The sequence below is a fragment of the Pseudomonas sp. NFR09 genome, assembly GCF_900111535.1.
GTDB lineage: Bacteria > Pseudomonadota > Gammaproteobacteria > Pseudomonadales > Pseudomonadaceae > Aquipseudomonas > Aquipseudomonas extremorientalis.
The window spans coordinates 1-23,863 of record NZ_FOIH01000004.1; the positions used below are offsets into that span (position 1 = coordinate 1).

The window sequence follows — 23,863 nt, forward strand, 5'->3', positions numbered from 1 at the left end:
GACACCCCGCCCGCCGAGCGCGAAGGCCCCACCGCTTATCAGCGGTTCTTCAGCCAGTTCGTCAACTACGCCGACCGCGCGGACTATTTCAGCCAGTTCACCGAGAACGCCCCAGAGACCACCTTCGTCCAGGAGCTGGCCCCCTTTGCGCCTCTGCTGGATCAGCTACGCCAAGCAACCGACCCCTTTTACATCTTCAATAAAGTCAACACTCTACCTCCACCCCCCGCGCCCAGGCAGGTGCCCAACCAAGACCCCTTCCTGAACCCGATCGTCACGCCGCCGGTGCACACCGGCCTTTTCTGGCCGGACGACTTCGACCTGTGGAACTACCTCTACGAGCAACACCGCGCCAAGCTGTATGCCGACGCCCGCGCCCACGCCGTGCCCACCGCAGACGTGGATGCAAGCGTACGCTCACGCAAACTGGCCCAGCTGCTCAATATCGGCATGCTGCTGTTGACCGGCGTGTCGATGTTCGTACCCGGGCTGGGCGAGGTCATGATGGGGGTGATGGCCAGCCAACTGCTGTATGAAGCCTTCGAAGGCGTGGTGGAGTGGGAGGAAGGCGATCGCAAGGCAGCCAAGGCCCACTGGTTGGATGTGGTACAGAACGTGGTGCTGCTGGCCGCCATGGTGGGCGCAGGCAAAGGCCTGGCCAAACTGACGGCGGTACCGGCCGAACCGGTGGTCGAGGGGTTGCAACCCGTTACCCTGCCCAATGGAAAAACCCGCTTGTGGAAAGCCGACCTGAAACCCTATGAAACGCCGGTCAAGCTGCCACCCGATGCCAGCCCCGATTCCCAGGGACGCTATGCGGTCAACGGCAAAACCTATATCCGCCAGGACGGTAAACACTACGAAATCAGCCAAGGTACAACACCTGGCGAATGGCGCCTCCAGCACCCCAGCGATCCCGATGCGTATCAGCCTCTGCTACGGCACAACGGGCAAGGGGCCTGGCGCCATACCCTGGAACGTCCACTGGCCTGGGACCGGCTGACCCTGCTGCGCCGGCTGGGCCACGCGACCGAGCAATACTCCGACGAGCAACTGTTGAAGATCGCCGAAGTCAGCGGCGTCAACGATAACACCCTGCGCAAGGCCCACCTGGACAACCAGCCGCCGCCGCCCGAGTTGACGGATGCCATGCGCCTGTTTGAAGCCGACAGGGGCGTCGAAGACGTGATCAGCCAAGTGCAGACCGGCACGGCAGTGGATGAACGTTATCTGTATATCCTGCCGCTGATCACTGAGTTGCCCCGCTGGCCGACGGGTCGTGTGCTGGAGGTTTTTGACGGTCAGGGTCTGACGGGAAAGTCCGTGCAGTACGGTGCCGAGCGCTTGTACACCGGTGTCCGTGCCAGGACGCCCATCCGCATGAGCCGCGCCGAGGTGCTGAGCAGCGAGTTGCCGGCACGTATCCTGGCGGCCCTGGACGAGGACGAGATCACCAGCCTGCTCGGCGGTGAGGCGGCACGGGTGCGGGAGGCCAGGCCGGTGGAGCTCAGAAAACAGATCGCCGACTTTGCGCAGACCCGTCGATCAGCGATTTTCGACAGTCTCTATGAAGGCCCCAAACCCGTTGACCTGCGCATCACGCAATTGCGAAAAGCCTGTCCGGGGTTGAGCAAGCCTGCAGCGCAAGACATTCTTGCCCACGCCAGTGCCGAAGCCCTCGAGCGCCTGGAGAGCACCGGCAAAGTGCCGCTGGCCTTGCTCGAAGAAGGCCGCTGGTATGCACGACAAGGGCGCCAGGCCCGCGCCTATGCCGGACTGTACACGGATCACATAGCGACCACCGACAGCAAGCGCCTGGCCCTGCACGCATTGCAGAAACTGACTGGCTGGTCGGACGCGGTGCGCCTGGAAATCCGCGATGAACACGTGGGTGGCCGACTGATCGACGCCATCGGCAACCAGGACGCGATGCAACGCAAATTCCTGGTCAAGAAAGGTCCGGTCTACCAGGCGTTCGACGAGCATGGCGAAGCCCTCAACAGCCTGCCCAGGTATGGCGACAACTTCTACGCGTCGGTGCTGCATGCCCTGCCCGACGAAGCGCGCCAGGCGTTGGGCGTTCCCCATGTGGGCCAGCAGGCCGAGTTGCAGCACAGCATCATTCGCAGTGCGGTCGAGCACAGCCACCTGGCACCACAGTGGCTGGGCCAGGCCCGTGGCGAGGCGACGCGGTTCAAGCCACCGGTACGTATTCGCGTCAATCAGGCCGGCTACTACGCCAGCGGTCGTGGTGCCGGCATGGACCCGTCCCTGGTGACGCGTGTGCAGGATCTGTACCCCGACTTGAGCGACGAGCAGGCCAACGGCTTTATCCTCCAGCAACGCCGCGCCGGGCAAACCGACGCACAGATCTACGGGCTGCTGCAGGCGCGTGGGCGTGAATGGGAAATCCTGGAGGCAACATTGGCGCAGTGGGTGGCAACGCCGCCGCCCACTTCACCGGAAGCCATGCTGCGCAGTACCACCGCCGAAAACCTCAGGACCAGTTGGCGAAGTGCGCCACTGGCCAATGACGTGCAGACAGCCGCGCGACTTGAACTCACCAGCGACGCCCCATTGCCGCCGTTGACGGCGGATTTTTCCCATGTGCGCGTGTTGGTCACCCACGGCCAACCGCTGGAGCAATTGCCTGGCTTGTTCCCCAGCGTGGAACGCCTGCATATCTTCGTCGCCGGCCCGCGGAGCATCAATCAACTCGAGACATTGACACACTGGTCAAGACTGACGAGGTTGCGGCTCTTTTCACCGCTCTCGGCCGAAAACACCAACACCCTGGGCGAGCTCAGCCAGTTGGAGGAGCTGAGCATTGCCAGCAACAGCGTGTTTCCCCGGCTGGATGTCAGCCGCCTGACGCGGCTACGCCAGTTGGAAATATCCGGCTTCCTGGTGACCGACTGGCCGATTGGCGTGCAGGACCTGCCCCAGCTTGAGCGCCTGAACCTGCGCGGCACGAGCATCGACAGTTTTCCGGCCGAACTGCTGGAAGGCCACGACCGCTTGCTGGCTGGCCTCTCGCTGAACTGGTCGGGACTGTCGCGCGACGGTTTCAGGGCGCTCTATACCCGGCTGAGCAACCGAGCGGATCACCTGATCGACCTTGAGGAAATGGTGCGCAGTTATTGTGTCGGAGAACTGACGCGCCTGACGGCACCGGCAGGGGACTCGCAGGTGTTGATCAACGGTTTTACCGAGCGCTGGGCAGGTCATCGCGCCCGATTCGAAGCAATTGAGGCGTTGAGCGAACAGTACAGTCAAATCGACCGCCGACTGAACGAGTGGTTGCGTTCTCCGCACGAGGTTGAACACGTGAACCAACGGCGGATGGACGGTTACCTGAGGGTGCAATGGAGTCGCGGGGTGCTCAACCTCTACGCGGCGGCTGACCCGCTGCGCGTGCGGCCGAACTCATTTCTGGAGGTAGACCTACGCGGTTTAAGACCCTCGAGCTTGCCCGATCTGCCGGCCAACAGCTTCCCCCAGACCACCGCTTTGCGCCTGATGAACCTGCGTGCACCCATGGAGCAGATCAGTCATTTCATACAGGCGTTCACTCAGGTACGCACTCTCGAACTGAATTATTGCGACCTGGCCGCCGCTCCCTCCGAGCTCCAGGACTTCCCCGCGCTGGAACACCTCTCGCTGCAAGGCAACCCCCTGACAAGGCTAGAAGTCGATCACTTGCCCCGGCTCCGCACCCTGAACCTGCGAGAAACGAACCTGCAGCAGGTGCCGACCGGTATCGAGGACTTGGCGCAACTGACCTCGCTGAACCTGCGCAACACCCGCATTACGGTGTTGCCAGAGGCTATCCTGGCCAGGGACGAGTTGCTGCTCAATACCAACGTGGCCGGAACACCGTTGAGTCAGGCCTCCGAACGCGCGCTGGCCACGGCCCGACAGCGGGTCGAAACCGCCCGGGGCCTGCCCGCCGGAGCCCTGGAACGTTTTGCCTATGAAGAACCGTCCGCCAACGTTTTCCCCGAGGCCGAAAGCGGCGGCTCATTGGCCCGCCACCTGCTCGACCTGCCCGCAGTCGGACCCGACCTGCCGCTGCCGCAACGCCTGCAGCGCTTGCAACCCGCGATGAACGAACAGGCATTGCAGCAATGGCTGGCACGCCTGCGCGCAGGCGGCGCCAGTGACGCGCACTTGCACGCTCTGATCGACGTTTGGAATGAGGCCCTGCACACCCTGACACGCCAGCTCAATGGCTGGCTGTACACGCGGGGCTCCCCTGCCAGCGACGGGACCTTGGCTAGCCGCCGCAACCAGGCCGCGCAACGTATCGTCACGTGCTGGCGCCAGGGCCTGGCGGCAGACGCGGCAGGCCAGACCCTGAGTTTCAACGGCTTGCAACTGGACAACCTGCCGACGGTAATGGCGGACTTTACCCATGTGCAACATTTGGACCTGAGCGGCCTCCTGTTCGCCCAACAAGGCTCCAACGGTTTCCTCGCAGGCTTTTCCAACCTGCGCACATTGCGCCTGACCGGCAATGAGTTGCAGGGCTTGCCCAGGGCACTCGCAGAAATGCCTGAGTTGCGGGAGTTGGATCTGTCATACAACCGAATCGACGATGAGTTGGCGGTCGACCTGGATGACTGGCCACATCTGCAACGGCTGGACTTGAGCGACAACCTGATGGAGTTTTTCAGTCTCGAGCCTGGCTCGCCCCTCGAGGTGTTGAACCTGAACGGTAACCGCCTCACGGATTGGCCGGCCGGTACATTGGAAGCCGGTAATCTGCGCGCACTCGACCTGAGTTCCAATGACATCCGTTCAATCCCGACCGAAGCACTGGATGGCAGCCACGACACCTTGATGCAGGGCACCGATATCTCAGACAACCCCCTGTCCCACGACAGCCTGACGGCGCTTATCGAGTATATGGACCGCACAGGGCACAACTCGGCGCTGGGCCTGTCACGGCGGGACATCCAGACAATGTTGGACGATGGGCTCCCGTCATCACCAGAGCCCGATGAAATCTTCCCTGAACAACCCGACGAAGAGCTCCCAGCGCAACCCGCCCTACCTGAACAACCGGTGCCCTGGATAGACGACCTGCCCCTTCCTGAACAAGGCAGGCTGCGGGAGATCTGGACACAACTGCAGGCTGAACCGGATCACCAGGCGTTTTTTCACTTGCTCGAACGGTTGCAGGACACCACGGAATTCGGCGCGGCTCGCGCCGACCTGTCGCAGCGGGTGCGCAACGTGCTGGAAGCAGCCGCCGATAACACCGAACTGCGCCAGGCGTTGTTCGCCATGTCCCATACCCACGGCACCTGCGTCGATGGCCGCATCCTGACTTTCAGCGGGCTGGAAGTCAGGGTCTACGAGCACAACGCGTTGCTCAACGTCGATGCGGCGCGGCTGGATCTAAGAGGTGCAGCGCTGTTGAACCTGTCCCGGCAGTTGTTCCGGCTGGGCAGAGCCGAAGTCGAGGCCGACAGGGCGCTGGTTCCACACTCGGACGTGGCGGAAGTGCGCTTGTCGTACCGCATCGGCCTGGCCAGGGGGTGGCCGGACCAGTTGGAGCTGCCTGGGCAACCCCGCTACATGCGGTTCAGCCGGCCAATCACTGGCACTGAACTGGCCAACGCGCGCCACAATATTCTCGACGCGGAACGCAGTGAGGTGTTTTACGAGGACTTGATCAGCCGGGACTACTGGGTGGACTACCTCAAGCAGCGGTATGCCGATGAGTTCGCCACCCTCAAACGCAATGCCGACGCACGGCAGAACGCCTTGGAAGATGCACACGAAGACTTTGATGACGCCTACCTCGAGGCCTTGAACCGGCTGGAAATCGAGCAGGCCACCGAACGTAACCTCAAGCTGCTGGAGCTGTCACGCCGGGAGGTGGCCGAGCTGACACCGCACGGCGGCGATCACCAGCAACCCGGCCCCTCACGGGGTGTGACGGGGCGCCGCCCGCAATAACGGCCGCCCTGGCGTTCAGCCCCTCAGAAGTGCTCGCGGGGGTTGAACGCCGCTTTTTGCGCCAGCTCCTGCCACAAGGCCTTGACCGCCTCATCGTCCGACTTGGGCATCACGGCCTTGAGCTGCACGAACAGGTAGCCACGTTGCCCGGCCTTGTTCAGCAGGCCGTGGCCCTTGGCACGCATGCGCTGGCCGTTCTGGCTGTTGGCGGGGACCTTGAGGTTGATCTTGCCGGTCAGCGTCGGCACCGCCACTTCCGTACCCAGCGCCAATTCCCACGGCGCCAGCGGCAGGTTGATGATCAGGTTTTCGCCATCCACTTCAAACCTGGGGTGTGGCGCGAACTTGATGATCAGGTACAGGTCGCCATTGGCCCCGCCGCCAATGCCCGGCGCGCCCTGGCCCTTGAGCCGGATGCGCTCGCCGTCGGTCACGCCGGCGGGAATCTTCACGTTCAGGCTCTTGGTGGTGTTGCTGACATGCCGGCCCGAGGCGTCGTACTGCGGCACCTGGAAGCTGATCTGCTTGGATTCGGTGGACAGCGTCTCCTCGAGGAACACCGACAGCTGCATCTCCACGTCCTGGCCTTTACGCCCGGCAGGACGGCGTTGGCCGCCACCAAAGGCGTCGCCACGGGAGCCGAAGATCGAGCTGAAGAAGTCCGAGAAATCCTCGCCGCCACCACCGCCGCGGCTCTGCCAACCCGGTGGTCCCTGGAACGGTTGGCCATGCTGGCCGTATTTGCGCAGCTCGTCGTATTCGGCGCGCTTGTCGGCACTCTTGAGCGCCTCATAGGCTTCGGACGCGTCCTTGAACTTGGCTTCGGCGTCTTTTTCCTTGCTCACGTCGGGGTGATATTTGCGTGCGAGCTTGCGATAGGCCGCCTTGATTTCCTTATCGTCGGCCGTCGGCTCTACGCCCAATATCTTGTAATAGTCTTTGAAATCCATCGGCGGTTCACCATCCTTAATCGAGATCGCACAGCCCGGGGCACAACGTGCGCTGCATTGCACTTGTTGAGTGATGTGGCCTGGGGATGCGTCAAAGTGTTATCGGCACTTGCCGTATGCATCAGATGTGGGGGCGAATACCCAACTTTCAAGCACGATTTAGCGGATAGTCGGCCTACGCATCCGCCTTCGACTGGCATACACTGCGCGGCCGTTTTTCAACCGGAACCCGATAGACATGAAAAACCCATCCCCAGCCCGTGCCTGCGGCATCGACTTTGGCACGTCCAACTCCACCGTCGGCTGGATCCGCCCCGGCGAGGAGACGCTCATCGCGCTGGAGGACGACAAGATCACGTTGCCGTCGGTGGTGTTCTTCAACTTCGAGGAGCGCCGCCCGGTGTACGGTCGCCTGGCCCTGCACGAATACCTGGAAAACTACGAAGGCCGGCTGATGCGCTCGCTCAAGAGCCTGCTGGGTTCCAAGCTGATCAAGCACGATACCAGCGTGCTCGGCACCGCAATGCCGTTCACCGACCTGCTGGCGCTGTTTATCGGCCAACTCAAGGGCCGCGCCGAAGCCAACGCCGGGCGCGAGTTCGAAGAAGTGGTGCTGGGTCGCCCGGTGTTTTTCGTCGATGACGACCCGATGGCCGACCAGGAAGCCGAGAACACCCTGGTCGACGTGGCACGCAAGATCGGCTTCAAGGACATCTCGTTCCAGTACGAGCCGATTGCGGCGGCGTTTGACTACGAGTCCACCATCGAGAAAGAAGAATTGGTGCTGATCGTCGACATCGGCGGCGGTACGTCCGACTTCTCCCTGGTGCGCCTGTCGCCGGACCGTCGCCACAACGACAACCGCCAGAGCGACATCCTCGCCACCGGCGGCGTGCACATCGGCGGTACCGACTTCGACAAACAGCTCTCGCTGAACGGCATGATGCCGCTGTTCGGCTACGGCAGCCGCATGAAAAGCGGCGCCTACATGCCCACCAGCCACCACATGAACCTGGCCACCTGGCACACCATCAACTCGGTGTACTCGCAAAAATCCCAGCTGGCCCTGGGCAGCATGCGCTACGACATCGAAGACACCGGTGGCATCGACCGCCTGTTCAAGCTGATCGAACAGCGCGCCGGGCACTGGCTGGCCATGGAAGTGGAAGAAACCAAGATCCAGCTGACCCACGACGACAGCCGCCACGTGCTGCTGGACCGGGTTGAGCCAGGGTTGAGCGTGGAGCTGAGCCGGACGCTATTTGAATCGGCCATCGACGGTTTGCTGGAGCGCGTGCGCAACAGCGTCACGCAGTTGCTCAACGATGCGTCGGTGAGCGTGGCACAGGTAGACACAGTGTTCTTTACCGGCGGTTCCAGCGGGATTCCGGCACTGCGCCACAGCATTTCGGCGATGCTGCCGAATGCGCGGCATGTGGAAGGCAATATCTTCGGCAGTATTGGCAGCGGCTTGGCGATTGAGGCCAGCAAGCGCTACGGCAGCTGAGTTTTATCTGAAACGCTGCGTCGCGCCCATCGGGGGCAAGCCCCCTCCCACCTTTGAATGTGTTCACAGATCAAAATGTGGGAGGGGGCTTGCCCCCGATGGGCCAGACCGGCCAATACAAGGCCTAAACCATCCCACCGAGCTTCAGCTCACTCTTCAAATACGCGTAGTAAATCGGCCCTGCGACCACCCCCGGCAAGCCAAACGCGGCCTCAAACACCAGCATCGCCAACAGCAACTCCCACGACTTGGCACTGATCTGCCCGCCCACGATCCGCGCGTTGAGGAAGTACTCGACCTTGTGGATCACGATCAGGTAACCCAACGCCGCCACCGCCACCCAGATCGACAGCGACAGCGCGACGATGGTGATCAGGGTGTTGGACATCAGGTTGCCGATCACCGGCAGCAGGCCGAGCAGGAAGGTCAGCACGATCAGGGTCTTGGTCAGCGGTAGGTGGATGCCACACAGCGGCAGTACCACGGCGAGGAACACGGCGGTGAAGGCGGTGTTGAGCGCGGCGATCTTGATCTGGGCGAAGACAATGTTGCGAAACGCCTGGACCAGCAGGTGCAGGCGGTCGAACAGCGCGGCGGCCAGGGGTTTGCGTTTGGTCAGGTCGGGCACGCGCTGCAGGGCGATGATCGCGCCGAGCACCATGCCGATCAGCAAGGTGACGAACATGTGGGCGGCGTCTTTGCCCACCAGTTGCAGTTCGCTGAGGTGCTTGCTCAGCCAGTCACCGATGGCCACACGGAACTCGGCAGCGCTGGCGGGCAGGTAGGCGTCGAGGAACGGCGGCAACTGGCCGCGCGCGCGGTCGACCACACCCATGAATTTATCGAGGGACGCCCCGGGGTTTTCCGCTTCGTGGAGCAGGAAGCTGATGGCGCCGGCAAAGATCAGCGCCAGCACGCTGACGATCAGGGTGCCCAGCAACGCTACTGCCAGCCAGCGCGCGCGCCGACCTTCGATCAGCCGTTGCAGTTGAGGGGTGAGCATGTTGACCAGTTCATAGACCAACAGGCCGGCCAGCAGGCTGGGCAGCAATTTGAGCGGCAGCACCAGCAGCAACCCGCCAAAAATGATGATGTAGCTGGCCAGCAATAGCACGTGACGCTGAGAAAACGTTGGCATACAGCCTCAAAACGAACGGCGTTAAAGGATGGGCAGTCTGCCAGCCTTGAGGGAATCAAGCGAGTGGGTCGGTTGTGAAGGCGATCAAGTGTGGGAGCCGGGCTTGCCCGCGATGGCCTCGCCGCGGTGTACCAGACAGACCCAGGCGCCTGTATGGCGGGCAAGCCCGGCTCCCACCGTTGATCTGCGGCGTTCGCGAAAGAGCGATCAGCCTTTGAGACAGGTGCTCATAAAGGTTTTACGCGCATCCCCGGCCAGCGCCTTGGTCTTCGCCGACGCATTGCAATCCTTCATCTTCTGCTGCTGCGGTGTCAGGGTCTTGGCATCATTGGCCGCCGGAGCGGACAGGCAGGTCTTCATGAACGCCTTGCGCTCGTCGCCCTTGAGCGTCTTGGTGGTGGCTTCGGCGTTGCAGGTGGTCATTTTGTTTTGCTGGGCGGTGGCGGCAAAGCCTTGGGAACACAACAGCAAGCCCATCATCAACAGCGGAATACGCAGCATCTTCATGGAGTTTTCTCCCTGTTACCGCGCCGACGGGCACGGCCTACCGAGCAGTGTAGTCAAAGCCTGTTACATCTTCACCGACTACGAATATGGGCACGCCGGTACTGCTCGGGGGTACATCCCGCCTGGCGCTGGAACATGGCGATAAACGCCGAGGCGGTGCTGTAGCCCAGGTCAAACGCCACATGTTGCACGCTGCGCTCGCTGTCGAGGGCCTCGATGGCGGCCAGGTAGCGCAGGCGCTGGCGCCATTCGCCGAAGCTCATGCCCAGCTCCCGTATGAACTGACGTGCCAGGGTGCGCTCGCTCACGTGCACCTGTTCGGCCCAGTGCGCCAGCGGCCGGTTGTCGCCGGGATCGGCCTGCATGCCTTCCAGTACGCCGAGCAGCCCTGGGTGACGGGCGTAGGGCAGGAAGCACTCGTGGATCGGCGCCTGCTTGAGTTGGTCCACCAGCACCTGGGCCAGGCGGACGTCGGACTCGGTCTGCGGCATGTTCACGTCGCGCTGGGCGAAGTCACTGAGAATGGCCTTGAGGATATCGCTGATGGCCAGGGTGCACGGCTGCCGGGGCAATTGCTCGCAGAGTTCCGGGGCCAGCCCCACCGAGTGGTAGACAATTGCTTCGGCGTTATAGGAACTGTGCTCGGTATGCGGCGGCACCCACACGGCGTACTGCGGCGGTGACATGAAGCGGCTGCCGGCCACTTCCATGCGCATCACGCCACTGGCAGAGTAATCCAGCGAACCCCAGAAATGCTGGTGCGGCGTGCACTCGGTGTCGGGGGCGAAATCCGAGTAGCGGAAATACACCGGGCTCGGCAGTTGTGGGAAAGTCTGGAGGCGTACGTTGTGCTTGGCCATGTTGTCTGGATACAACGGTGGGTTGTCTGGATCGCAGTATAGGCTTCGATCCAGACAATGGATAATCCTGCCTCATCTATACACCGGGCTCCTTTCGATGCAATACGCTTATCCCTTGCTGGCCATTTTTATCTGGGCCGGCAACACCGTCGTCAACAAACTGGCCGTGGGTTCGATCTTCCCGGCGGAGATTGGCTTCTATCGCTGGCTGCTGGCGGCACTGCTGTTTACGCCATTCATGCTCAAGCCGGTGATTGCCCACTGGGCGCAGATCCGCCCGAACCTGGGCAAAGTGTTCATCCTTGGTGTGCTGGGCATGGCGGTGTACCAGAGCCTGGCCTACTACGCCGCGTCGCTCACCACGGCGACCAACATGGGCATCATCCTCTCCCTGATGCCGTTGATGGCGCTGGCGGCGGCGATCATCAGCCTCGGCCAACGCCTGACCTACGGTGCGCTGACCGGTGCGGTGCTGTCATTCGCCGGCGTGGTCGTGGTGGTGTCCGCCGGCAGCCTCGGCGCACTGCTGCAACATGGGGTCAACCTGGGTGACGGCATGATGCTGGTCGCCACCCTGGCCTATGCGGTCTACAGCACCCTGCTGAAAAAATGGCAACTGCGCCTGCCCCCGCTGGTGCTGCTGTATCTGCAGGTGCTGGTGGCGGTGGTGGTGCTGTTTCCGCTGTTCCTGTTCTCGGCCAAGGCCGGCCTGGGCTGGGCCAACATTCCGCTGGTGTTGTATGCATGCCTGTTGGCTTCGATGCTGGCACCGCTGGCGTGGATGCACTCGGTGAAGACCCTGGGCCCGAGCCGCACCACGTTGTTTTTCAACCTGCTGCCGTTGATCACCGCGCTGATCGCCGCCGTGGTGTTGAAAGAAGAACTGGCGCCGTACCACCTGGTGGGCGGCCTGCTGACCTTGGGCGGGGTGATCTTGTCGGAGCGCTGGACCACGCCGGTGCGTTAAACCCCGGCCGCCTTCAAGCGCCGGGCATGCTCGACAAACAGCCGGATCGGCTCCGCGCCCTTGCCCACCAGGCCCAGGGACTGGTTGACGATATCGAAGTGGTCCAGCGCGTAGTCATCACCGATCACCAACCCCAGGTGTGAGCTATAGCGCCCGACCATGCCGTCGCACTGGCCCTTTTCCCGCACGAAGCTGCGGGCGAACAAACGGCAACTGCGGTTCGTGCCGTCGAACAGGTTGCGGCCACGGTCAGTGATGCCCGGCTGCAAGGTGCCGGACCACGAGTAATAGCGCACGCCGTTGACCTCTTCAGCACCCTGCCCGCCCCAGGTCTGCGGCAACCCCTGCGGGTATTGCTGGTTGAACAACGCCACGCCGGCACTGGTCAGGGAGTGATGGGACGCCTGCAGGTCCGCTTTGAAGCGTGGCCCGCGATAGCCGGTTTCCAGCACGCCCATCACCCAGGCGGCCAGGTGAAACAGCGCGCTCATGATTCGGCCCTTCACGCCGTCAGCGGGGTAATGCAGGTGGATATGGTCCGCCAGCTCCGAGCCATGATTGGGGCCTGCCACGGAGGTCACCGAGGCGACCCACTCAGGGCGCTTGGCCGCCGCATACCGCGCAGTGAGCGAGCCCTGGCTGTGGCCGATCAGGTTGACCTTGTCGGCACCGGTTTCGCGGCGAATGCGTTCGATCTGCAGCAACAGTTGCTCGCCACGCACCTCGCTGGAATCCAGCGGCGCCACCTGCACGGGAAACACCTGCGCCCCGCCCGCCCGCAATGCCGGGACGATGCCGTACCAGTACGGGAACCAGCCCAGGCGCACGAAACCGAGCATACCGGGTACCAACACCAGGGGGTAACGCGTGGCCAACGACTGCGGCATGAACCGGGCATCCTCTCAATCCGATGCATCCAGCCTAGCGCAGCCTCAAGTCGGGCTTGTGACGTTGCCGGTAAATCCAATAAAACTTTTTGCTTCCCCCAGGACTCACAACTTGGAGCGATCACGCCGGCAGAGCGTGGCGCAAAACCGGATTAGCCCCAGGAGATAGAGATGACCGAAGCAAACTTGACTGACGTTGCGACCCTGCGCAGCCGCGCCCGCCAGAACGTCGAAAACGGTGCCGTGACCGAGGGCTATGACGCCGACCGCGAAGAAATCATCCGCCTGCTCAACGCGTCGCTGGCCACCGAGTTGGTCTGCGTGTTGCGCTACAAGCGTCATTACTTCATGGCCAGCGGCATCAAGGCCGCCGTCGCTGCACAAGAGTTTCTCGAACACGCCACCCAGGAAGCCGAACACGCCGACAAACTCGCCGAACGCATCGTGCAGTTGGGCGGCGAGCCGGAGTTCAACCCGGACCTGCTGTCGAAGAACTCCCATGCGCAATATGTAGCGGGCAATAACCTCAAGGAAATGGTCTACGAAGACCTGGTCGCCGAACGGATTGCCGTGGACAGCTACCGCGAAATCATCCAGTACATCGGTGATAAGGACCCAACCACCCGCCGCCTGTTCGAAGAGATCCTCGCGCAGGAAGAAGAGCATGCCGACGACATGGCGGATATTCTCGAAAGCCTGTAACCCAGCAGAACGCAATACCCATGTGGGAGGGGGCTTGCCCCCGATAGCGGTGGATCAGTCAATTGAGATATCGACTGATATGCCGCCATCGGGGGCAAGCCCCCTCCCACATTTGCAATTAGCCTTTCACGGTTTTTGGCGCCTTGCCTTCTTTCATCTGTTGCAGCAGCGGCGCGCACTCGTTCGGTTCCCCGCCACTGGGGGCAACCAGCGCCAGCAACCCGGCAGCCGGTCCGGCGATGACCCCAAGCGCCACCATGCCTGCGCCACGCAGTGCCAACGGAATGGCCTTCACACCCGCATTCGGCTTGATGAACGGCCCGTTCACATACAGCGGTGAACGCAGGGAGAACAGGCGGAAGCCTTTCGATTCCGGCGTAATGGTGAGATCCAATTGCTCCGTAGCCATGTTCGCGGTGCCATCGATGTAGACGATAGCGTTCTCGGTATCGAACACGAACAGACGTGTGGTCGCCAGGCCGGTCTTGATGCCGAAGTCCGCCGCGGCGCAGTTGATCTTCACTTCTTTGTCGCCGAACAGGCGGCCGACCACGTAGTTACCCACGTTGAGCCCGGCGATTTCCATCAGGCCACGGCTGATCGCGCCGTCGTTGATGAGCATCTTCAGGTCACCGTTGGAGGTGCCCAGCAGTGCCGCCACCGAGTTGCCGCGCCCGGAAATATCGGCATCGCCATTGAGTTCACCGAAGCTGGTCTTCATCGGTTCGAAGGTCGGGAACAGTTGTTTGAGCTTGAAGTTGCGCGCGGTGAGTTTGGCGCGACCCTCCATCGGCGTGGTGCGGCCATTCAGGCGAATCTGCGCATCCAGCTTGCCGCCGGCCACGCCAAAACGCAGGGGTTCCAGGCTCAGTTCGCCATCAGTGAGTACCAGGTGGGTATAGAGGTCGGTGAACGGCAGATCGGCACTGTGCACGATGCGTTTGCCGGTGAATTCCACATCGGCATCCATCACGCGCCAGCGCTCGGTGCGGAATTCTTCCACCGGCAGCACTTTGGTCGCCGGTTGTTTGCTGTCGCCGCCACGGGCTTTTTGCTTGGCATTGGAGTCGGCGCCGATCAGGGGCGCGAGGTCGGTCATCAGCAGTTGGTTGGACACCAGCGTGCCACTGAGCTTGGGCCGTGGCTCGCTGGCGATGTAGGCGAGGCTGCCGTGGATGTCGCTGTTGCCGATCTTGCCGTTGAAGTTTTCATAGCTAAACGAGGCACCGGTGGGCTCGTGCAGCTTGGCGATCAGGTGGCCATCGGTGGAATAGGCCGGTGAATCCGGCAGGGTCACGCCGGTCAGCGGATACAGGTTGCCCAGGCTGGAACCGGCGAGTTTCAGGCGCAGGTCGAGGGCGCCCAGATTCAGTGGGTCGGTAAGGGTGCCGGCCAGGGCGATGCTGGTGTCGGCAATCTTGACCTGGGCTTGCAGAGGGAACGGCTTGGCCGCGTCCTGCAAGGCCAGCAGGCCGCCGATCTTGCCGCTGCCGTCGAGTTTCTGGCCGTGGTACTGGCCTTTGACCTTGAGGCCGAACGCGTAATCCTGTGGCGCGGAGCCTTTTTCCAGTGCCTTCCTGGCATCCGCGTCGCCGACGATTTCACCGAAGGGAATGGGCTTGCCCAACGGATCGATGATCACATCCAGTTGAGTCTTGAGGGTCTGGTCGTCAAGGGTCACGTGGCCTTTGTCGAAGCCGATGGCGCCGATATCCACCACCCAGTTGGAGGGCTCGGCGTTGGGGTCCTTGGGGTCGAACGTGAAGGTCCAGTTGGCGCGACCGTCGGCCAGGCGCTGCAATTGCGCGCTGGGCTCAGTGAGGTCGATGCGCGGGATCACTACACGCTGCACCAGCAACGCCAGGGGCGAAATGCGCAGTTCCACCTTCTTGAGGGTGACCATCTGCGGGTTTTTCGACCAGTCGGGGTTGCCCAGGGTCAGGTCTTCGGCAATCACATGGGGCCACGGCACCCAGGCGCGCCAGCCGCCTTCATCGGGTTCGCGCGCCCACACCACCGCCAGGTTGCCATTGATAGCAAACGGTCGATGCAATTCTTCGGAGACCTTGGCATTGAGGGGGGGCTTGATGCGGTTCCAATCAAAGAACACCAGGACCAATACCACTATGGCGATTAACAGAACGAAGCTGGCGCAGCTCCAAGCGGCGATTCTACGCGTGCGCGTCATTGCACAGGACTCCTGAATACGACTGGCCGATAACAGCCTTTAAGGACAGCTTATAGGACTACGACTGGCAAACCGCACCGGGGTTTAACCCAATCGCCGATTTGCCAGGAAAAAGCTCATTTCCTGACCGACTCGACAGATTCCACCTGCGCCACCGCACCATTGTTACCCATGCGCGTGTCGAAAATACCCACACCGGTGCAAAACCGCGTGCTTGAGAGGCCCGTCCTAGAGCCTCTGACCAGAACAATCAATTCTGTTGATTATTACCATTGTGTTTATGAACTTTTATATCGACTTATCGAGAGTAGCATTAGCCCTGTACCCACTTTATCGCCCTCCCAAGGAGCAACCCATCATGAAACGCCAAGTACTCGCTACCGTCCTGTTATCCATCCTGGCTTCCAGTGCCTTTGCCCTGCCAGCCGCCGAACAGGCCACCCCACAAGTCAAAGCCGACGCCGCTCATTTCAGCCAGACCGTCGCTCGCAGCGGTTCGCAAGAAGAAGAGAACCGTGACTACGCCAAAGGCGCCGTTGCTGAGAATGGCTCTGAACAAGCCAACAAACGCGCCTACACCGAAGGCCTGACCGAAAACGGTCGCAACCGCCTGGAACAGAAAGGTCTGGTTGAAGGTGGCGCCGATCGCCTGCTGGAACGCAATGCTGTTGCCGAAGGTGGCCGTGATCGCCTTGAACAGAAAGGCCTGGTTGAAGGTGGTGCTGAACAAGCCAATGAACGTGCCTACACCCAGGGTATTGCCGAAGGCGGTGCTGACCGTCTGCAAGAACTGCATCAAGCACAGAGCTAACCCCGTGGTGGCCGAAAAAAAAGCCCGATCTGTCGATCGGGCTTTTGCTTTCCTGTAGATCGCGTCACGCCCTTCCCCTGCCAAGTTCGACGCCAACAGAACTGTTTTGCTAGAGTGCGTCGCTGTACTTGCCGACAAAGCCCGCTCGCCAATGCTGCCCCGCGCCGAACAGAAGCAACAGACACGCCTCGCCCTGATGGACGCAGCCCGCCATCTGATGGAGTGTGGCCGTGGGTTTGGCAGCCTGAGCCTGCGCGAAGTGGCGAAGACGGCCGGCATCGTGCCCACCGGTTTCTACCGCCATTTTGCCGATATGGACCAGCTTGGGCTCGTCCTGGTCAGCGAAGTGGGCCAGACCTTCCGCGCCACGATCCGCCTGGTGCGCCACAACGAGTTCGTGATGGGCGGCATTATCGATGCCTCCGTGCGGATCTTCCTGGATGTGGTCTCGGCCAACCGTTCGCAATTCCTGTTCCTGGCCCGTGAACAATACGGTGGCTGCCTGGCGGTGCGCCAAGCGATCGGCGCCTTGCGCGAAGACATCACCCGTGACCTGGCAGCCGACCTGACGCTGATGCCCAAGCTGCAGCATCTGGATGCCGAAGGTTTGCACGTGATGGCCGACCTGATCGTTAAAAGTGTATTCGCTACCCTGCCCGATATCATCGACCCGCCGGCCCAGGCCCTGCCTGACCACCTCACGCCCCAGGCAAAAATCACCCAGCAATTGCGCTTTATCTTTATCGGTTTGAAACACTGGCAAGGCCTGGGCAGCACCGAGTAACGCCATCATCCCGCTGAGTGGAAGCGCTTGGCCGTGGTGTAGTTCCTGTTCCAGTAGTTGTTGCTCAACGAATCGATGCGGATGCTCTTGCCGGTACGCGGCGAATGAATAAATTTGCCCTCGCCGATGTAAAGGCCCACATGGCTGACCTGGCCGCGCCCGTTACCCTTGAAAAACACCGCATCGCCGGGCTTGAGGGCATTGCGCTTGATGGTCGGGGCCGTGGAGCGGTGCATCGCGACCGTCGTACGGGGTAGCTGGATATTGGCTCGGGTCTTGAACAGATAGACCAGGAAACTGCTGCAATCGAAGCCCTGGTCCGCCGAGGTGCCGCCCCATTTGTACGGCGTGCCCAGCAGTTCGTGGGCGCGGTCGATCACGTCATCGATGGATGCTTCTTTCAGTGAAGTGGAGAAAGAGGCATTAGGCTGCAGATTGGCGGAGGCCGAAGACAGGATGAAAGTCAGGCTGACTATAAACAGGTAACAAAGTGATTTGAACATGATGAACGTCGCAGTGGATTAAACACGGCGCACAGACTAAAGATCTCGCAGGTAACCTGATGAACGCCATTTCCTTTGACCCTGTAGGGAAAATCTGAAAACACCCATCACAGTGCAACAGGCAATACTTCGCACCATTTTGGCGCAATCCAGCCGAGTTTTTTTCGCCCTATTTAGTGGCGCCACCCACACACCTACAGGCATTTCCTACACCCCAGTGAGGTTGGCAAGCCCCTTGCTCTAGCTGTTGCATCGCTCATAGCTGGAAGCTTCCTGATGCTGGTGATCCACCGCCGAATCGCCCCCCAAGCCCTCTGGGCCGCCGAGTTGCTGCTGAACTTCGAAGCTCGCAGCAAAAGCCGCCTGCGCTGTTTCAGTGCCGACGGTGAAGACGTAGGCCTTTTTCTGGAGCGCGGCCAGCCTCCGTTGCACGATGGCGAATTCCTGCAGGCTGAAGACGGACGCGTCGTACGTGTGCGCGCGCGGCCTGAACAACTCTTACACGTGACCTGCAGCAGTGCATTCGAACTGACCCGTGCGGCCTATCACCTGGGCAATCGCCACGTCGCGTTACAAGTAGGTGACGGCTGGTTGCGCCTGCTCGACGACTACGTGCTCAAGGCCATGCTCGAACAGTTGGGTGCGCAAACGCAAACCATCGAAGCGCCGTTTCAACCGGAGCATGGTGCCTATGGCGGCGGCCATCATCATTCGCGCCATGGCGATGAAGACTTCAATTACCCGCCCAAGCTGCATCAGTTCGGCGTGCGTCTATGAACCCAGCCTGGGCGCTGCTGCGTCTGGCCAGTCCGCAATTGCCGATTGGCGGATACAGCTATTCACAAGGCCTGGAAATGGCCGTCGAGAACGGTCGCGTCAACGATGCGGCCAGTGCACGCTGCTGGATCAGCGACCAGTTGCTGCTCAACCTCGCGCGTTTCGAGGCACCGTTGCTGCTCGCCCATTGCCAGGCCGCCCAGGCGGCGGATTGGTCGCGCCTGGCACAGTTGTGTGAGGAACACCGCGCCAGCCGTGAGACACGCGAGCTGTATCAGGAAAGCCGGCAGATGGGCTACTCCCTGCAACAACTGCTCAATGGCCTGCCCGAGTTGGACGACGCGGCCCGCACCTTTCTTCAACAGTGCACCGAACCTCACCTCGCCCTGGGCTGGGCCCTGGCCGCCCGCGCCTGGCACATCACCCCCGCCGATGCCCTCGCCGCATGGCTGTGGAGCTGGCTGGAAAACCAATTGGCGGTGCTGATGAAAACCCTGCCGCTGGGCCAGCAAGCCGCCCAACGCCTGACCAGCGAACTGCTGCCGCTGTTGCAACAAGCCCAGCAGGACGCCAGCCACATCGACCCTGATCATCTCGGCAGCGCCGCGTTTGGCCTGTCCCTGGCGTGCATGGCCCACGAGCGCCAGTACAGCCGCCTGTTCCGTTCCTAGGAGACAACACACATGAACGCACAACCTCTACGCGTCGGCATCGGCGGCCCGGTGGGCTCCGGCAAGACCGCCCTGACCCTGGCCCTGTGCCTGGCGCTGCGCGATCGCTACAACTTGGCGGTGGTCACCAACGACATCTACACCCGCGAAGACGCCGACTTCCTGGTGCGCAACCAGGCCCTGGCGCCGGAACGCATCATCGGCGTGGAAACCGGCGGCTGCCCGCATACGGCGATCCGCGAAGACGCCTCAATCAACCTGGAAGCCGTGGACCAGCTCAATCGCCGCTTCCCCGGCCTTGACCTGATCCTGGTGGAATCCGGCGGCGACAACCTGTCGGCTACGTTCAGCCCGGAACTGTCGGACCTGACCATCTACGTGATCGACGTGTCCGCCGGCGACAAGCTGCCACGCAAGGGTGGGCCGGGCATCTGCAAGTCCGACCTGCTGGTGATCAACAAGATCGACCTGGCCCCGCTGGTCGGTGCCTCGCTGGAGCTGATGAACAGCGACACCACCCGCATGCGCAACGGTAAACCCTTTGTGTTCAGCAACCAGAAAACCGGCGTCGGCCTGGATGACATCGTCGCCTTCATCGAACGCCAAGGCCTGCTGACCGCCGCCTGATCAACCCATAAGGAACCTGTCCATGAACCTCAAGAAACTGCTGACCGCCGCCGCCCTGCTGCTGGCCCCTGCCCTGGCCTTCGCCCACCCGGGCCACGGCGACAACGGCCTGGTGGCCGGCATCAGCCATCCCCTGAGCGGAATCGATCACTTATTGGCCATGGTCGCCGTCGGCTTGTGGGCCGCCCAACAAAAAGGCGCCGCGCGCTGGGCACTGCCGTGCACTTTCGTGGGCACCATGCTGATTGGCGGCGTGCTGGGTTTTGAAGGCCTGGAGTTGCCGGCGCTGGAAAGCGGGATTGCCGCGTCGGTGCTGGCCCTGGGTCTGGCGGTCGCGCTGGCGGTGCGTCCGCCGCTGTTCGTGGCGGTCGGGGCGACAGCCTTGTTCGCGCTGTTCCATGGCGTGGCCCATGGCTTGGAGCTGCCGGACATGTCCAGCCCCTGGGCGTATGCGGCTGGTTTTGTCGGTGCAACGGCGGTGCTGCATGCTGCCGGTTACGCTGTGGTGCGCTTGCTGCCGGCTGCGGCGGCGCCGCTGGTACGGGTTGCCGGGGCGGCTTCGGCGGCGATCGGGGTCTGGTTGTTGGCAGGCTGATTTGCGGCGTATTTGACGGCCTCATCGGGGGCAAGCCCCCTCCCACCTTTGGGGAGGGGGCCTGCCCCGATAGCGCTAGACCAGACACCACGGAACCCAAGCCTGCTACCATGCGCGCCTACACCCCTGCCGTGACGACGCCAGCCAATGCCCAGCGCTTCCCAACCCTCCTTGAACACCGTGCTCACGCACTTCCACAGCCTGATCGTGCCGCTCTGGCAAGGCCCGGGCTGGAATGCCGAACTGGCATTGCCGTATGAGGCACTGGACGCCGACCACCGGCCATTACCCCCGCAACGCTACCGCGCCATGGCCTGCGCCCGGCAGTTGTACCTGTTCGCCAGCCTGATCGGCGAGCCCGGCGCGGCCTTTGCCGAAGAACGTGCGGCGGCGTTGTTCCGCTCGCTGCAACGGCACTTCCACGACGCCGAACACGGCGGCTGGTTCTACAGCATCGACCCCGCCGGCCGACCGCTGGACAAGCGCAAAGACCTGTACACCCACGCCTTCATCATCTTCGCCTGCGCCCATTACTGGGCCAAGGTGCGCGAGCCGCTGGTGGAATCGGTGCTCAATGCCGCCCTGGCCGTGGCCGCCGAACGGTTTTCCACAGGCGACGGCCTGTACGAAGCGGTGCTGGAGCGCAATTGGGCGTCCCTCAAGTCCGGCCCCCTGCAAAACCCGTTGATGCACCTCGCCGAAGGCTTCCTCGCCACGCTGGCCGTGCGCGAAGATGCCATCACCCAAGACGCGCTGCTGGACCTGGCCAACGCCCTGCAGCAACGCTTCATCGACCGCCACCACGGCGTGATGATGGAAAAACCGCTGGGTGCTGTGGATAACTGGTTTGAGCCGGGGCACCAGTTCGAATGGTTTTTCTTGCTGGAGTCGTCTGAGTTACTGCGCGGTACGCCGTTGCACGCCTCCCTGACACGGGCGTTTGCCTACGCCGAAGAAAAGGGTGTGGATAACGCGAGCGGCGCCGTCAGCGGCATGTTGGCGTTGGATGGCACGGTGCGCGACGGCACCCAACGCATCTGGGCCCAGGCCGAGTACCTGCGGGCACTGACCTTGCGACCGGACAGCGAAGCGCGGTTGCAGCGCCAGTTGCTGGCGCTGCAACAACACTTCCTGCATGCAAAAGGCTGGCATGAATGCCTGGATGCCCAGGGCGCGGTGAGCCGACGGGATATGCCGTCGACCACGCCGTACCACCTGGCGACCTGTTACCAGGGCCTTATGCAATCCACTTGCGATCTCCGGTAAAGCTGATCGTCAGCCAGCGCGCCGCATCCGGCGTGCCAAGCCCTGTGGATATCTCTTCGCGCAGCCCGTCCAGGGTCGCGACGTTATCCACCGGGTAATCCGCCGGCAACACCACATGAATCTCTATAAACCGTGCGCGCCCATGCTTTTGCACGTAGGACACGTAGTCATCGAAACCATGTTTGGCCCGGGCCGCGTCCATGACCTCGCGCACCTTGTCGTCCAGGTGGTCCGGCGCAATCCCCAGCACCTCGCGCAACGCCGGGCGCAAAATCTTGAACGCCGGCGCCAGCATGCTCAGGGCCAGCAGGATCAGGATCAACGGGTCGACATACACCGCCCACTCGCCATAGCCCTGGGACTTGAGCAACAGGGCCGCCAGAAAGCTGATCAGCAGGCCCACCGAGAGCATCGCGTCCACCAGCCAACTGATGTTGTCGAACTGGATCAGCGATGATTTCAGCGTTCGATTGCGGTAGCGCACGTAGAAAAAATAGGCGAACTCGACGACGGTAAACACCGCCGCATAGATGATCACCAGCCCCAGCTCGATCTCACGCCCGCCATTGATAATGCCGAACACACCGTTGAGGAACGCGTAGATGGCGATCAGCAACAGGAAGCTGCCTTCGATCAGCAGCACCATGGGCTCCAGGTGCCAGTAGCCGAACTGGAAACGCTCGTTGCTTTTCTTGGCGATCAGCTTGGCCGTGATCAGCATCAACACCTTGATGGCGGTGGCGATCAGCGAGAAAAAGCCGTCGAACAGAATGGACTGGGCGCCGGATACCACACCCGTGACAATCCCGGCGATCGCTACGGCGAACATCAGGATGGTCGATTGTTTGAGCAGTGCCTGCTCACCTCGGTTACTCACATTGCCTCCCGTCAAAACCTTGAATCCGCAGAGTGCGGAGGGGTTTTCAGGAGGTGAGTGTACCTTATGGCCTGTTTTGGCCGATCTGACGCTATCGGGGGCAAGTCGAATCGTCGCACCGCCCCTCCCACCTTCGACCGCATTCACATGCTGAAACTCGGTCAAGTGTGGGAGGGGGCTTGCCCCCGATGGCAGCGACTCGTTTTTAAGCCTTACTTGGCCCCACGCTCAATCGCAAACCCCGCCCAGGTCTGGCTCACCGGCATCAGCTCCAGGCGGTTGATGTTCACATGCGCCGGTGTGTTCATCACCCAGAAAATCGTGTCAGCAATGTCCTGCGGCTGGATCGGCTCGGCGCCCGCGTAGGTCGCGTCATACCGCGCCTGGTCGCCGCCAAAGCGCACCAGCGAGAACTCGCTCTCGCACAAGCCCGGCTCGATGTTGGTCACGCGCACGCCGGTACCTTGCAGGTCGCAACGCAGGTTCAGCGAGAACTGCTTCACGAACGCCTTGGAGCCGCCGTACACATGGCTGCCCGGGTACGGGTAGCTGCCGGCGATGGAGCCGAGGTTGATGATGCCCGCACCACGGCCATGGGCGATCAGGCGCGGCAGCAGCAGGCTGGTGGTGGTGAGCAGGCCCTTGATGTTGGTGTCGACCATGGTTTCCCAATCGTCGAGATTGCACTTGGGCGCTGGGTCGGTGCCCACGGCCAGGCCAGCGTTGTTGATCAGCCCGCGCAGCGTGGCAAACGACGGCGGCAGGTTGGCGATGGCGTCTTCCATGCCCTTGCGGTCACGCACGTCCACGACCAGGCCATGCACTTCGGTCTGCTTGGAAAGCTCTTCGACCAACGCATTCAGGCGGTCGGCGCGACGGCCGGTGAGCACCAGTTTCCAGCCGGCTTCGGCAAAACGACGAGCACAGGCTTCGCCGAAACCTGAGGTTGCGCCAGTAATAAACAGCGTGTCGGACATGGTGTTCTCCTTGCGGGCATCGGGAAAAAAACAGCCAGCAGAATGCCCGTACGCCGCGATGGCGGCAACTACTGGGCACACAAGTTGACACATGCCTGATCACTTTTTAACCACTGAACGCAAAGCCTTACAGGCCGTGGCTTACAGCCATATGCGCGCAGGTTATCCACAACTGCGCCCACAGTCTTTGGGGGCAAGTGCAAAATGCCTCAGGCCTCTATACACAAGGGTTCCAGGCGCTTTTAGAAAGTTTTTTGCTTGACCTTGGCCGGTGCGTATGTAGGCCCTTTCACGAACGGCAA

Annotated in this window: 20 protein-coding genes; 11 read left to right on the top strand and 9 right to left on the bottom strand. The window is 62.0% G+C overall.

Annotation, left to right across the window (positions count from 1 at the left end):
* Nucleotides 1–5,967 (top strand): NEL-type E3 ubiquitin ligase domain-containing protein (locus tag BMX59_RS10465; RefSeq protein ID WP_093121263.1); only part of this gene is annotated, 5,967 nt, incomplete at its 5' end.
* 23 nt (nucleotides 5,968–5,990) lie between these two features.
* Here BMX59_RS10465 and BMX59_RS10470 read toward each other — a convergent pair.
* On the bottom strand, nucleotides 5,991–6,917 hold the full coding sequence (locus BMX59_RS10470; protein WP_092246658.1) for a DnaJ C-terminal domain-containing protein: 927 nt from the start codon (nucleotides 6,915–6,917) through the stop codon (nucleotides 5,991–5,993).
* Nucleotides 6,918–7,155: 238 nt separating this feature from the next.
* On the opposite strand from BMX59_RS10470, the gene BMX59_RS10475 reads away from it, so the two are divergent.
* Nucleotides 7,156–8,424, top strand: coding sequence for an Hsp70 family protein (locus tag BMX59_RS10475; RefSeq protein WP_093121264.1), 1,269 nt, complete (start codon nucleotides 7,156–7,158; stop codon nucleotides 8,422–8,424).
* A gap of 124 nt (nucleotides 8,425–8,548) precedes the next feature.
* Here BMX59_RS10475 and BMX59_RS10480 read toward each other — a convergent pair whose 3' ends face one another.
* The 3 genes from BMX59_RS10480 to BMX59_RS10490 form a co-directional block, all read right to left on the bottom strand.
* A complete protein-coding gene (locus tag BMX59_RS10480; protein WP_027607720.1) occupies nucleotides 8,549–9,562 on the bottom strand; it encodes an AI-2E family transporter in 1,014 nt (337 codons plus the stop codon).
* A gap of 207 nt (nucleotides 9,563–9,769) precedes the next feature.
* A complete protein-coding gene (locus BMX59_RS10485) occupies nucleotides 9,770–10,069 on the bottom strand; it encodes a PsiF family protein (protein ID WP_003171425.1) in 300 nt (99 codons plus the stop codon).
* A 71-nt stretch (nucleotides 10,070–10,140) separates the two neighbouring features.
* Nucleotides 10,141–10,929 carry an AraC family transcriptional regulator gene (locus BMX59_RS10490; RefSeq protein ID WP_093121927.1) on the bottom strand — a complete coding sequence of 263 codons (789 nt, stop codon included), beginning with the start codon at nucleotides 10,927–10,929 and terminating at the stop codon, nucleotides 10,141–10,143.
* A gap of 97 nt (nucleotides 10,930–11,026) precedes the next feature.
* Between BMX59_RS10490 and BMX59_RS10495 the strand changes: the two genes are divergently transcribed.
* Nucleotides 11,027–11,896, top strand: coding sequence for a DMT family transporter (locus BMX59_RS10495; protein WP_071491640.1), 870 nt, complete (start codon nucleotides 11,027–11,029; stop codon nucleotides 11,894–11,896).
* Here BMX59_RS10495 and BMX59_RS10500 read toward each other — a convergent pair.
* On the bottom strand, nucleotides 11,893–12,783 hold the full coding sequence (locus tag BMX59_RS10500) for an esterase/lipase family protein (RefSeq protein ID WP_071491641.1): 891 nt from the start codon (nucleotides 12,781–12,783) through the stop codon (nucleotides 11,893–11,895). The genes BMX59_RS10495 and BMX59_RS10500 overlap by 4 nt on opposite strands.
* Before the next feature lie 171 nt (nucleotides 12,784–12,954).
* Between BMX59_RS10500 and BMX59_RS10505 the strand changes: the two genes are divergently transcribed.
* Complete coding sequence (locus BMX59_RS10505; RefSeq protein WP_028615542.1) at nucleotides 12,955–13,485, top strand: ferritin-like domain-containing protein; 531 nt, start codon at nucleotides 12,955–12,957, stop codon at nucleotides 13,483–13,485.
* A gap of 118 nt (nucleotides 13,486–13,603) precedes the next feature.
* Here BMX59_RS10505 and BMX59_RS10510 read toward each other — a convergent pair whose 3' ends face one another.
* Nucleotides 13,604–15,673: an AsmA family protein gene (locus BMX59_RS10510; RefSeq protein ID WP_093121265.1), complete on the bottom strand. Its 2,070-nt coding sequence runs from the start codon at nucleotides 15,671–15,673 to the stop codon at nucleotides 13,604–13,606.
* A 358-nt stretch (nucleotides 15,674–16,031) separates the two neighbouring features.
* Here BMX59_RS10510 and BMX59_RS10515 point away from each other — a divergent pair, with 358 nt between their 5' ends.
* Nucleotides 16,032–16,484 (top strand): hypothetical protein, encoded by a 453-nt coding sequence (locus BMX59_RS10515; RefSeq protein ID WP_071491643.1) that lies wholly within the window; start codon nucleotides 16,032–16,034, stop codon nucleotides 16,482–16,484.
* A 151-nt stretch (nucleotides 16,485–16,635) separates the two neighbouring features.
* Nucleotides 16,636–17,268 (top strand): TetR family transcriptional regulator, encoded by a 633-nt coding sequence (locus BMX59_RS10520; protein ID WP_058423535.1) that lies wholly within the window; start codon nucleotides 16,636–16,638, stop codon nucleotides 17,266–17,268.
* Between the two features lie 5 nt (nucleotides 17,269–17,273).
* Here BMX59_RS10520 and BMX59_RS10525 read toward each other — a convergent pair whose 3' ends face one another.
* The gene (locus BMX59_RS10525) at nucleotides 17,274–17,771 is read right to left on the bottom strand and encodes a C40 family peptidase (RefSeq protein WP_093121266.1); all 498 of its coding nucleotides are present in this window, start codon (nucleotides 17,769–17,771) and stop codon (nucleotides 17,274–17,276) included.
* Between the two features lie 276 nt (nucleotides 17,772–18,047).
* Between BMX59_RS10525 and ureE the strand changes: the two genes are divergently transcribed.
* The 5 genes from ureE to BMX59_RS10550 all read left to right on the top strand — a co-directional run bounded on the left by ureE (nucleotide 18,048) and on the right by BMX59_RS10550 (nucleotide 21,707).
* Nucleotides 18,048–18,548 (top strand): urease accessory protein UreE, encoded by a 501-nt coding sequence (gene ureE, locus BMX59_RS10530; protein WP_093121267.1) that lies wholly within the window; start codon nucleotides 18,048–18,050, stop codon nucleotides 18,546–18,548.
* A complete protein-coding gene (locus tag BMX59_RS10535) occupies nucleotides 18,545–19,219 on the top strand; it encodes an urease accessory protein UreF (protein ID WP_093121268.1) in 675 nt (224 codons plus the stop codon). Before ureE ends, BMX59_RS10535 begins: the two co-directional genes overlap by 4 nt.
* Nucleotides 19,220–19,231: 12 nt before the next feature.
* Nucleotides 19,232–19,846, top strand: a complete 615-nt coding sequence (gene ureG, locus BMX59_RS10540) for an urease accessory protein UreG (RefSeq protein WP_071491647.1) — start codon at nucleotides 19,232–19,234, stop codon at nucleotides 19,844–19,846.
* A gap of 22 nt (nucleotides 19,847–19,868) precedes the next feature.
* Nucleotides 19,869–20,441 (top strand): HupE/UreJ family protein, encoded by a 573-nt coding sequence (locus BMX59_RS10545; RefSeq protein ID WP_093121269.1) that lies wholly within the window; start codon nucleotides 19,869–19,871, stop codon nucleotides 20,439–20,441.
* A 147-nt stretch (nucleotides 20,442–20,588) separates the two neighbouring features.
* Nucleotides 20,589–21,707 carry an AGE family epimerase/isomerase gene (locus tag BMX59_RS10550; RefSeq protein WP_093121270.1) on the top strand — a complete coding sequence of 373 codons (1,119 nt, stop codon included), beginning with the start codon at nucleotides 20,589–20,591 and terminating at the stop codon, nucleotides 21,705–21,707.
* Here the strand turns inward: BMX59_RS10550 and BMX59_RS10555 are convergent.
* Nucleotides 21,679–22,584: a cation diffusion facilitator family transporter gene (locus BMX59_RS10555; protein ID WP_071491650.1), complete on the bottom strand. Its 906-nt coding sequence runs from the start codon at nucleotides 22,582–22,584 to the stop codon at nucleotides 21,679–21,681. The two genes, BMX59_RS10550 and BMX59_RS10555, sit on opposite strands and share 29 nt — an antisense overlap.
* Before the next feature lie 212 nt (nucleotides 22,585–22,796).
* Entirely contained in the window at nucleotides 22,797–23,561 is a 765-nt protein-coding gene (locus tag BMX59_RS10560) for an SDR family oxidoreductase (RefSeq protein WP_058423435.1), read from the bottom strand.
* Between the last annotated feature and the right edge of the window lie 302 nt (nucleotides 23,562–23,863).